Source organism: Rothia sp. (in: high G+C Gram-positive bacteria) (assembly GCF_015265375.1).
Classification (GTDB): Bacteria; Actinomycetota; Actinomycetes; order Actinomycetales; family Micrococcaceae; genus Rothia.
Genome location: NZ_JABZXW010000063.1, coordinates 1 through 11,592, shown reverse-complemented (window position 1 = coordinate 11,592; position 11,592 = coordinate 1). Strand labels below are relative to the sequence as shown.

General features: G+C 57.5%; 8 protein-coding genes. All 8 read right to left on the bottom strand.

Annotation, left to right across the window (positions count from 1 at the left end; translation table 11 throughout):
• The coding region (locus tag HXO69_RS07675; protein ID WP_296546321.1) for a hypothetical protein at positions 1 to 1,654 on the bottom strand (1,654 nt) is incomplete at its 3' end.
• Between the two features lie 421 nt (positions 1,655 to 2,075).
• A complete protein-coding gene (locus HXO69_RS07670; protein ID WP_049346313.1) occupies positions 2,076 to 2,327 on the bottom strand; it encodes a hypothetical protein in 252 nt (83 codons plus the stop codon).
• A gap of 392 nt (positions 2,328 to 2,719) precedes the next feature.
• Positions 2,720 to 2,971, bottom strand: a complete 252-nt coding sequence (locus tag HXO69_RS07665) for a DNA mismatch repair protein (protein WP_200963079.1) — start codon at positions 2,969 to 2,971, stop codon at positions 2,720 to 2,722.
• Between the two features lie 231 nt (positions 2,972 to 3,202).
• Positions 3,203 to 5,029 (bottom strand): aconitase, encoded by a 1,827-nt coding sequence (locus HXO69_RS07660; RefSeq protein WP_296546319.1) that lies wholly within the window; start codon positions 5,027 to 5,029, stop codon positions 3,203 to 3,205.
• Between the two features lie 176 nt (positions 5,030 to 5,205).
• On the bottom strand, positions 5,206 to 5,808 hold the full coding sequence (locus tag HXO69_RS07655; protein WP_296546318.1) for a hypothetical protein: 603 nt from the start codon (positions 5,806 to 5,808) through the stop codon (positions 5,206 to 5,208).
• A gap of 135 nt (positions 5,809 to 5,943) precedes the next feature.
• Positions 5,944 to 8,352, bottom strand: coding sequence for a primosomal protein N' (locus HXO69_RS07650; protein WP_296546316.1), 2,409 nt, complete (start codon positions 8,350 to 8,352; stop codon positions 5,944 to 5,946).
• Between the two features lie 33 nt (positions 8,353 to 8,385).
• The gene (gene metK / locus HXO69_RS07645) at positions 8,386 to 9,591 is read right to left on the bottom strand and encodes a methionine adenosyltransferase (RefSeq protein WP_005506182.1); all 1,206 of its coding nucleotides are present in this window, start codon (positions 9,589 to 9,591) and stop codon (positions 8,386 to 8,388) included.
• A 176-nt stretch (positions 9,592 to 9,767) separates the two neighbouring features.
• Positions 9,768 to 11,592, bottom strand: a 1,825-nt coding sequence (uvrC, locus tag HXO69_RS07640; RefSeq protein WP_296546314.1) for an excinuclease ABC subunit UvrC, incomplete at its 5' end; no start/stop codon positions are given.

Here is an 11,592-nt window from a genome sequence, read left to right as displayed (position 1 = left end):
AGCTCCGAATCGAATTAGCAAACGAGCTATTCGGAGTAATTGCCTTATCTACTATCTTTCCGTAGTAAAATACAGCAGAGTTTCCCACCGGATCCAAAAAGTGAGAGTATTTAAAGAATTTCAGCCTATTATCACCAATAACATCAATGCTAATAATTTTCTCCGTAAAAAATCCGATAGCAAGAAATATAACAAAAAATACACCGTGATAGATTATATTAAAAACCCGGCTTGATGTTTCAAGTGGAATATAAGGATCTGGAATATCTGATCCAAAATAAAAATCCAGTGTTATATTTCCGGCAAGCAAGGGTAGAGACCTATAAATGTCAGATACTAAACCTAGGGCAGCGATAGTAAATCCACCCAAAATGATAAATACCTGAAGTGCTGCGCCCAAGGAAAGAAGCGCTGACTTTGCAATCGAGTACTCACCTTTCCCATTACTTGCTCTAAGAGAACCCATCAGGGAAACGAGCCCAAGACCTCCGCCAACCCCAATAAGCTGAACTTCTTCGCAGTCTATATTCGCGATATTCCTCTTAAGAGATTTATACGTAAGATATTCACCCATAGAATGAGCAACAACAATGACTTTATCACTCTCATTCATCAAGTTTTTAATGTCTGACTCTACAACCTGTAAATATTCAAATTCAGACCCTGTCCTAACATAATCAGCTGAATCGTTAATCTGTTCCCACAATGGCTCAATTCTTTCCCACTCAAGGAAAGGAAAAAGAATAGTGAGTGAAACAAATATACCCAGAATTACGATTGACACCCCTGCAGCTATCATCCATAAAATTTCCATATTTCGCACCATAAATAACAAAATAATGAATACAATCATGAAAATTGAGACCCATATTTTATGCTCCAACCACCTATCCCATCTTGACCATATAATAAAGAACAGAAATATTGGTGAAAACAATAATATAACACTAAAATAAAGGGAAACCCTATCTTCTGGGGTAATTTTTTGAAAATTTGAAAAAATGGAAATTAATTTATCTCCTAAAAATAAGAACAGAAAAAAGGCACTCAAAGAAAATATAAAGTTATAGACTCTAGACGAAACAATCCTCATTCCCAAAAAATACAGAAGCAATAAAAAACAATTTGCAACATTTAAGGCTAGGCGAATCAACCCAATCAGCAAAGCACCTATGCGAGTGCGGCCGACCTTGTTCGCAATCCACTCTTTTAGGAGAACTAAGTTTGTTCTTTTACTCACTATATTTACAGGACTTGGACACTTTTTATTCCAGTTTGATTCTCGGAAAATTACATTCTTAACTATATTTCCATAATATATTTCACCAACGGCTTCAGTTGACCCATTCGAAGGTCTTGAGACTTCCCTGTATTTAAGATAGCTATCAGAATTAAATTCATCTCTAATTGAAGGATATATTGCGCTAAAAGTATCCCCTGATTTCTGATTTCCAATTCCATGCACGAAAAGGACGCCTAAATCATATTTTTTATTATTCTGATTGTTTTGGGTGGTTGGTGCTTGAGAGTTTTGATTACTCTGCACTGTAGCACTTTTCCCAGTCGAGTTAGACGATTGAACCCCAGCAATAACACCGGAATCTTTCGATGCAACCTGAGAGCCTGATGAATTCTGTGGCAGCTCTTCTGCCATAGTCTTCCTCCTTGAAACTAGATGTATGTGTGTCGTCATACCATGTCGCTGACCTCCTGCGGTCAGCCTCACTCATTATATAAAAATGTGAAGCAAAAACTGCCATAAAGCCTTGTCAACCCACAACCAAAGACCAATAGCGACACGCTCCATCTCATAGCGAAAACAGAAATGCCGCCGCACTCCCCCGGTTCTCGGGAGGGTGCGGCGGCATTCTCGTATTTAGTTTGTGGTTGCCGGTAGGCGTATGCGGCTTGCGGTAAGAGAGTGCAAGGGTGGCTTGCGGCAAAGGTCTACAAGCGGCGGTTCGCTACACACTTCCTCCGCGCCGACGCAGGGAACCCGCCCTCGCAGAGCTCGGGCACCCTGAGGGCGCATCCGGAAGGCGTAGCATCACCGCATCACACCGGAGCAGAAATCCTTAGACCGTAGCAAAGCTACCGGTACGAGCCGCTTCCTTCGCGGCCAGCTCATCCGCATGACCGTACGCGTAGAAAATCTTCGCGTCATCCAGCTCAGCAAATCGAGCCAGGTAGCGGCACACCGCGCCACGCTGAGCCTTCGTCATCGAGGACAGCAGAACAGGGTCCGGGTGAGTAATGCCGTTGTCGCGGCTCGGTGCCGAACTACCGAACTCGGGCTCGTAATCAGAGGTGATATTGGTGAAACTCATCGGTGAGTACCTTTCCTTAGGGCGTTTCTTAGGGCAGCGCCGCAACAATGCAGACGCTACCGGAGGCAACACCGCGAAAAGAACCTACGGAGATCACCAGAAGTCTCTTCGCAGTAGTGGTTGTGATACCTCTAAACTACCCAAGAGCTAATCAATGTTCAAGAACCATCAGGGAACGCCCCCATAGTGGACGCGGCCCCGATTGTCAGGAAGACCCGGTTGTCAGGAAGAAATCAGGGGCATCATAGCGGCATGCGACCGCCGAGTTCCCAACCGAACTAAAGCCCACCCGAAAGCCAATGTGAAAGCCAGTGTGAAAGCCAGCCCGAAAAGCAGAAATGCTGCCGCACTCACGAAGAGTGCAGCAGCATTTCCAAAGCTAATTATGCAGGCTACGCCATAGTTGCGTAGAGACCGCGTTCAGCGTCCTTACGAGCCAGCTCGTAGGCGTGACCGTACGCGTAGAAAATCTTTGCGTCATCCAGGTCGGGGAAACGCGCCAGGTAACGGAACACTGCATTACGCTGAGCCACGGTCATGTCCGCGAGTAGTTCAACATTGGGGTGGCTAATGCGGTTAGCGCGTGCAACAACAGAACCTCCGCCTGCTTTTTCGTAGGCGGGGGTGATGAGAGTCTGAGTCATCAGTATTTATCTTTCTTAGGTGCGTGCGGTTGTGAAGCGCACGCGGAGTTGAGTGATAGATACCGCCAATACCACCTCGACAAGCGCCGAAATAGTATCCGCAGTGCTGAATATATTACCGTGGATACGGAGACTACGCCAATTAGAATCACCCAAACCCCAGCAAATCTTAGGTGCACACGAATGCATAAAAATTCTGGGGTGCCCTTCCAGCGGCACCACCTAAGCACCCTAAACTACAGCGCTCTGCCCTGCTTTATTCTCCTGCTTTTTCTCCCCTGCGGGGTTATGTTCCTCTGCATCCTCAGCGTCTTCATCCTCACCGTCAAGACCCAGAAGAGCAGTCACCATCGGCAAAGGATTGAACTCGCTCAGCTGACCCGTACGGTCCACCTTGCGCATCATGAACGCACGCTGCAAACGCCGCTGAGTCCACGGCGAAAGCACCATCATCAGCAGCGCCTCCACCACAAAAATGCTGACCAGAATCCACAGCAGCAGATCCGAAGAACCCGCCTGCTCGCGCAGCTGCTGAGCATCCGCCACCAGACGGTCAAATCCCTCCGAATGCAGGCGCGAGGTATCAAGCCCCGTCAACGCGGACAGGCTCACCGGCGACGCCACATTCAGCAGCACCGACAGCATCAGCAGAAGCACCGCATACAGCCCGTAATGCATGGTGCGCATCAGCTTCTTCACGCGCGCAAAACCGCAGTTCAGTTCCGCACCAATATCGGTGAAAGCCGCCGCCTTCTGCGTCTGCTCACCCTCCGGCATCATGTGCGGCACCAGGCGGTGCGCAAGCATCAACGGCACCGGCGAGCACGCATCAAAATACTGCATGTGACTATTCACCGACGGGCCCGGCAGAGTCACAAAGCTGACGTCCACATCAGCGGGCTGAGTAATATTCGACCTGCCAATGCTGTCACCACGAGCGGAAATCTCGCACCGGTCAGCCACATCAAGATCCTGCAACATCGGCGCGTAGGCGCGCACATACAGGTGGCAGGCGCTACGCACCGACATCATGAGTACCAGGATCAGCGCTCCCCAAAACGCCACGGAGGCGGGCGTTAGCTCAGGGACAGCACCTTCAACACGCGACTGAGCCAGCAGTAGCATGAACACCGCGTACAGCATGAAAACGCCGTGCACGAAGAGCAGCGGAATCAGCCACTTCACGTAGGCGCGCGTGCCGTACGGGTTCACCAGGCGCACATCCGCCGGGGTGTTTGCGGAGGTAGTTGCGGAGGCGCTTTCCCGTGCACTCTTGCGGCCAATACGCGCCCTGCCCTTGAAGGCACCCGGCACGCTCGCAACCAGCGGCACCACGCTCAACGCCAGGGGCATCAGCATCGTATAGTGCAGCAGCGAACGGTACGGACCAAACAGCAGGGACGCCTCCACCAGCCAGGAGAACGCCGCGACCGCGCTCACCCACAGCAGCATGGCGCGGTTACGGTAGCCGCCCGCAGCATCCAGGTGCCCCGGAATGTCGTTGCGGTCACTAGCGATAATGCTAATCGGGACCACGCCACTACCCAGACCGTAGAAGAAACGAATCGGCTTCTTACCCGCCGCCGCACGACGACGCAGCAACTCATAGCTCAAATACCCACCCTGCGAATGGGCAATAATGCCCACCGCATCGCTACGGGAACTCAAATCGTCCAGCTGACGGTCCAGACGCGCATAAATACGCTCCAAATCGCGCGACTCCGGGCTGGTCGCCGTCTGAATCAGCTGCGTCGGAATAGCCTTCACCAACGCCCACAGCTCACGGGCACGACGAGCCAAAACCCAGCCCACAATACCCAGGCCGAGCACCGCCGCAAGACCCGTAAACGCACCCTGCGCAGTGCCCAGGGACGCCACAAAAGCATCACGGAAGGTCATCACAGTCATCGCCGCCAGCACCAGCCACAGCGCCACATTCATGAATCGAGCAGTAGAACGCAATAGGTGCCCGGCACGCTCACGCCAGGTTACGCCGGGACGCTCATAGTAGAAGCAGAACATCAAAAACAGCGGCAAAACCGACGCCAACCAGGGCAAATGTTCCTTCAACGGGCGGTAATGCCTGGGTCGCCAGAAGCCCTCCTGAAAGAGGAGGCTACGGCGAGTGACCGTGCGAACCGGGCGCGGCTTCGGCTGAGGCAGGCGCGGAAATTCAAGATTGGGTAGCTCAATATTGGGTAGCTCGATGTTCGGTAGTTCGATGTTCGGGAGCTCTACCTTGGGAAGCTCAATTTTGGCAGATCAATCTTAGGGAGTTCCACCTTGGGCAGTTCAACCTTGGGCAACTCCACCTTGGGTAGCTCCACCTTGGGCAGTTCTACCTTGGGCAACTCAAAACTAGAGCGATTAAAACCGGCACCTTCCGGCGCGGGTGGCTCCTCAACCGGGTCGGCTGGGTACTCCGTGCGCTCAATCGTCAACGAATACGTCAGCTCGCTGTGGTGGCTCAGCGGGTTCACCTCAGCGGCAGGCGGGAGGGTATCGCCGTCAGGAATCAGCTCAACACGAACCCGCGCAGAAGCCTCCGCATCGGGGTTCTCTTCCGAGGGGGCGGCAGAGGAAAGGGCAGCAGAATCCGCGCCCGTGTTCAGCGCCAACAGGGTCTGCACGCTATGCGCCACCGGCTTGCCAAAATACGCGAGCGTCTCGCCGTGATTCTGGTAGCCGATACCGTGAATCAGCAGCACCGCCGCATCATGGTGCTTACCCTTACGGTGCAGGGCGCTCTTCGGATGCGCAGAAGCATACTCCGCCAGCCGCCGCTGCTCACCATCAGGCAGCGCACTACCCTTCAGCAGATGAGGCACCTTCGGCATGCCTCTCACCTCCTCGCCTCTGCGCACAACACGCCCGCAAACCCGCTCACAGCACGCATTATCGACGCTGCCCTGTGTATCTCTTTCGGGGGCGAACAACACCCCTCACCAGAACACTACAGCACGACTAGAAAATTACAGCACGTCCAGGCCGTCACAACGAATCTGAACCGGCCGCTCCCCCACGTTCTTCTTCAACGCCGCAATCGTTGCACGCGTCGCACGCAACTCGCGGGTCACCTGCCGGGCAATGCCATACGAGAAGAACATCAGGGTACGCCAATCGCCCTGAACCGGAGCCTCCTCAGAATCCTCGACAAGAGACTCCGACCAGGCAAAATAGCCCTGATCCAGAGGAACCGGACCCACAATACGCAACTGCTCACGCACACGCTCTGGTAGCGCAGAAGAGCCCAAGAACTCCTCCATAAAGGCGCGAACATCCGCCTCTGCACCGGTCACCGCAGCCGTACGAACCGCCGGAGGCAGACCCGTCTGAGCACGCTCCTCCAGCTCCTGACGAGCAAACCACGCCGGATCCCAACGCACCAGCGCCTGCTCCACCGGCGACGGCGAGGCAGTCGTCACCACCGTACCCTCAAGAGCCGCCGGGCGAACCAACGCCGCCGCATTCAACCAGCGACGCAACGCCGCCTCCGGGGCACGCAACGAATCAAAACGAAGCATCTTATCGGCATCCAACAAAAGCGCCGCCGCATAGCCGCCAAAAGCCACCGGCTCAGCACCCGGAGTCGCCACCACCAACGCAGGCTCAGGACCAACCGATGCCCGCACATGGTCACCCGCCGAAGAAATCACCGGCACATTCGGGAACGCACGACCCAGCTCCTCAGCCGTACGAGTCACACCCGCCGCCGAATAACGCCAATGCGTAAAACCACACTCAGAACAACGCCACTGCTGCGCCAGGTGACCGCACCACGAACACGACGGAACCGACGAGCCCGAAGCCACCGACAGGGGCCCGCTACACTCGCCACAACGCGCCGGCATGCGGCAACGCTCACACGAAAACGACGGAATATAGCCACTACGCGCCACCTGCACCAACACAGGGCCACGCGCCAACGCACGACGAGCATGCTCAAACGCCAGGTGCGGAATACGCGCCATCGCCGCCAACGGGTCACGCGCCAACTCAAACTCCGAACCCGTCGAAAAAATACGCGGCGAAAAATCGCGCACCAGCGCACGCGGCGCACGCCCATGAGACGCCCAGCGGGTACGTACCAGACGCGCCGCCTCACTACTCATACTGAACCCGGCAAACAGCGCCGCAGTATTCTCAGCAGAAGCACGCAGAAGCAACACATCGCGGGCATGACAATACGGGGCGCGCTGCTCCAACAGCGAAGAATCGCCGTCATCCCAGCACACCACCAAACCCAGATTAGCCACCGGCGCATACGCGGCGGCACGGGTACCAATCACCACCGGAACCCGACCCAAACGCGCCTTCACAAAACCGTGATAGCGAGTATGCGGAGTCGAATCAGAACTCAAACGCACAAACGAATCAGCGGGCAGACGCTCGGCGAGCGCCGCCTCCAGAAGATCCAGGTTCTTAGCGGTCGGAACCACCGCAATAGCACCGCGACCACTCGCGGCAGCGGTCGCGAGAGCGGTCGCCAAAACATCCGCCCACGTGTGCTCCAGGTGGCCGGGCAGAACCGTCATCACGGCGCGGGTTGCGGCACCGGCAGCGACATCCTCGATGAACTCCGCACCGTTCTCATAATCGGAGAAGACGGAGGCGGCATCCGGCGCATCGGGGTTCAGCGCCGGCGGGTCCAGCACGAAGGGCGCAGGCGCGCCGGGAGTGGCAAGCCACGCGTACGGGTCGGCAGTGCTGGAGATAGCGGAGGCGGCAGAAGGCCCAGATTCCGCAGGCTCAGGGGCTTCATGCTCGGGAGCGTTTTCCTGCGGCTTCTCCCCCGCATTTTCCGGGATGCTATTGGGAACAGATTCCCCCAGATACGCCGACTCATAACCCGGTAGAAGAGGCGCATACTTCTTATCCAGCGCGGCAATGCGCGGCGGCACCGCCAGGCGCAGCACGTTTGCCACCGTGGAGGCGTAACGGTCGGCAAGCGCCTCAGCAAGCGCAAAAATTTCGGGCGCAACAGCGGGCATACGCGACAGCACCGACTTGAGCGGCAGCAGCGAGGTGCGCGTCCAATCGGTCGTGGCGGCGCGCTCCTCAATGTAGCCGGTCATCTCGTGACCGTTGAACAGCACGCGCACGCGGGCGCCGGGCACCGCATCCTCACTCAACTCGGCGGGCACGCGGTAATCAAACGTGCGGTCCACCTGCGGCAGGGTGCTGTCCACGCGCACACGCGCCACCGGGTTCGGCACGCCGCTCGCCTCCAGCTCAGCGGCAACATTTACCGGCTCTGGGGCGGCAGGAATCAGGGCATCACGAAGAGCAGGAAATCCCTGCAACAGGTCAAGCTGTTGCAGGGATTCCTGCTGAGCACCCAACGGTGCTGAAGAGTTCGATTCAGAACTGCTCTGAGTCACCCGAATCAGCGTGCTCCTCTACCCTGACAGATATTAGGAGGAGGACACTGCCGAACGCAGTGCATCCACGCGGTTCAGGCGCTCCCAGGTGAATTCCGGCTCGGTGCGGCCGAAGTGGCCGTGAGCTGCGGTCTTCTTGTAAATCGGGCGGCGCAGATCCAGTTCGTTAATGATTGCCAGCGGGCGCAGGTCAAAGACCTCACGCACAGCCTTCTCAATCTTAATCGGGTCGACCTTCTCGGTGCCGAAGGTTTCAACGTACAGACCGACCGGCGCTGCCTGGCCGATAGCGTACGCAACCTGAACCTCGGCGCGGTCAGCAAGACCGGCACCCACAATGTTCTTCGCAACCCAACGCATTGCGTACGCTGCGGAACGGTCCACCTTCGACGGGTCCTTACCGGAGAACGCGCCACCACCGTGACGAGCCGAACCGCCGTAGGTGTCCACAATAATCTTGCGGCCGGTCAGACCGGCGTCACCCACGGGGCCACCCTGAACGAAGCGGCCGGCGGGGTTCACAATGAACTTAGCGTTGGAGGAATCCAGCTCAACGCTGCCCAGGACCGGGGCGATAACGTGCTTCTCAATGTCTGCACGCAGGTCAGCCAGGTCGTAGCTTGCGGTGTGCTGGCTCGAAACAACCACGGTGTCCACGGAGACGGGCACGTTGTTCGAATCGTAGCCGAGGGTGACCTGGGTCTTGCCGTCGGGGCGCAGCTCGGTCAGCAGACCGTCCTTACGGACCTTGGTCAGACGCTCAGAGAGGCGGTGCGCCAGCCAAATCGGGGCGGGCATCAGCACGTTGGTCTCGTTCGAAGCGTAACCGAACATGATGCCCTGGTCGCCCGCGCCCTGGCGGTCGTACTCGTCAGCAGCGATGCCCTGACGAACCTCGAGGGACTCGTACACGCCGGCGTTAATGTCCGGGGACTGCTCGCCAATGGAGACAGACACGCCGCAGAACTCACCGTCAAAGCCGCGGGTAGAGGAATCGTAGCCGATACCCAGAATGGTCTCGCGCACGATGGAGGGGATTTCGACGTAGCTGGAGGTGGTCACCTCACCCGCAACGTGCACCTGCCCGGTGGTTACCATGGTCTCCACAGCAACGTTCGCTGCGGGATCCTGGGCGATGATGCCGTCAAGGATGGCGTCAGAAATCTGGTCACAAATCTTATCGGGATGGCCTTCAGTCACCGACTCGCTGGTGAACAGGCGCAGATGGTTATTACTCACGGTTTCCACTCTACTGGTTGAGGGCGCGCGAAGATAGCGCGCTCGTAATGATGACGGTTTCCTTCAATTATGACACGTTTGTTAAGCGCTATTACGAGGCGGGGGTGTTGCATTCACACCCCGGGCGGGCCTTCACTCAGCGCCAGCAGGCACTTAGGCCAGTGCCAGCCAGAGGATTAGGTCAGCGCCGCCAGAATCTTCTGAGCCAACGCCGGGCCAATACCCGGCACCGCCGTCAGTTCCTCAGCGCTCGCCTGCTTAATCTGAGCCACCGACCCGAAATGCTTAATCAGCGCGGAACGCTTCACCTCGCCCAGACCGGGCACCTCATCCAAGGCGGAGGCGACCATCGCCTTACCGCGCTTAGAACGGTGGAAGGTGATAGCGAAACGGTGCGCCTCATCGCGGATGCGCTGCACCAGGTACAGCGCCTGCGAGGTGCGCGGCAACACGACCGGGTAGTCGTCGTCCGGCAGCCACAGTTCCTCCAGGCGCTTAGCGATGCCGGCAACGTACACATCCGTGATGCCCAGGTCGCTCAGCGCGGCGGAGGCGGCAGCCACCTGCGGCGGGCCGCCGTCCACGAGCACCAGGTTCGGAGGATAGGCGAACTTCGCAGGCTCGGGCGTGGAGGCGTCAATCTCACCGGAGTGCACGGGCGCAGCTTCACGTTCCGCCTGCTGCGCCAGGTGCCTCTTGAAGCGGCGCGTGATGACGTCGTACATACTGGCGGTATCGTCACGCGCGGCGTCGCCGGTAATGCTGTAGGTGCGGTAGGCGTTCTTTGCGGGCATGCCGTCCTCAAAGACAACCATGGAGGCGACCACGTTCGTGCCCTGCACATGCGAAATGTCGTAGCACTCGATGCGCAGCAGCGGGTCCGGTAGTTCCAGCGCTTCCTGCAGCTCCACGAGGGAGGCGCTGCGTGTGGTCAAATCACCGGCACGGCGGCTCTTGTGCAGGGTCAGCGACTGGCGCGCATTCTCGGCAACCGTCTTCATGAGTTCTGCCTTGTCGCCGCGCTGCGGGACGCTAATCTCCACGGGGCCGCCGCGCACCTCTGCCAGCCAGGACGCCAGCTGCTCCTTATTCTCGGGCTCCACCGGCACCAGCACGGAACGCGGAATATCGTAGCTGTTCAGGCTCTTCTCGGCGTCCTTCTGGGAGGCGAGGCTCGCCGCAATATCGCTGTACACCTGCGCGATGAGCTGCTCAATGAGCTGCGCGTCGGTGCTGTCGTTGACCTTCTCCACGATCCAGCCGCGCTGGCCGCGAATCCTGCCGCCGCGCACGAAGAACACCTGAACGGATGCCTCCAGGTCGTCCTCAGCGTAGGCGAACAGGTCGGCATCCACGGTCGCGCCGAGCACCACGGCGTTGCGCTCAAACGCCTTAGTCAGCGCGGCAATATCGTCACGAAGAATCGCGGCGCGCTCAAAGTCCATATCGGCTGCGGCGGCCTTCATTTCCGCGGTCAACTGGGCGATATGCTTCTCAGCGCCACCACCCATAAACCGGGTCAGCCCGCGCGCCAACTCGCGGTGCTCCTCGGGGCTAATCTTGCCCACGCACGGCGCCGCGCACTTATCGATATAGCCGAGCAGGCACGGGCGGCCGCTATTCTTCGCCCGGTTAAACACGCCGTTCGTGCAGGTACGCACCGGGAACACGCGCAGCAGCGCATCCAGGGTTTCACGAATCGCCCACGCCTGCGAATAGGGCCCAAAATAGCGCACGCCCTTACGGCGCTCACCGCGAGTCACCATCGCGCGCGGGTACACGTCATTGACCGTAATCGCCAGGTACGGGTACGACTTATCGTCGCGGAACGCAATGTTGAAGCGCGGCGAAAACTCCTTAATCCAGGTGTACTCGAGCTGCAGCGACTCCATCTCACTCGCCACCACGGTCCACTCCACGCTCGCCGCCGTATGCACCATCGCATAGGTCTTCGGGCTCAGCGTCTGCGGCGACGCAAAATAGCTGTTGAGGCGGTTGCGC

Excerpts from the sequence above, each read along its gene's own strand:
- HXO69_RS07665 (WP_200963079.1), bottom strand. The coding sequence starts at position 2,971 with ATGACTCAGACTCTCATCACCCCCGCCTACGAAAAAGCAGGCGGAGGT.
- HXO69_RS07670 (WP_049346313.1), bottom strand. The coding sequence starts at position 2,327 with ATGAGTTTCACCAATATCACCTCTGATTACGAGCCCGAGTTCGGTAGT.
- HXO69_RS07655 (WP_296546318.1), bottom strand. The coding sequence starts at position 5,808 with ATGCCGAAGGTGCCTCATCTGCTGAAGGGTAGTGCGCTGCCTGATGGT.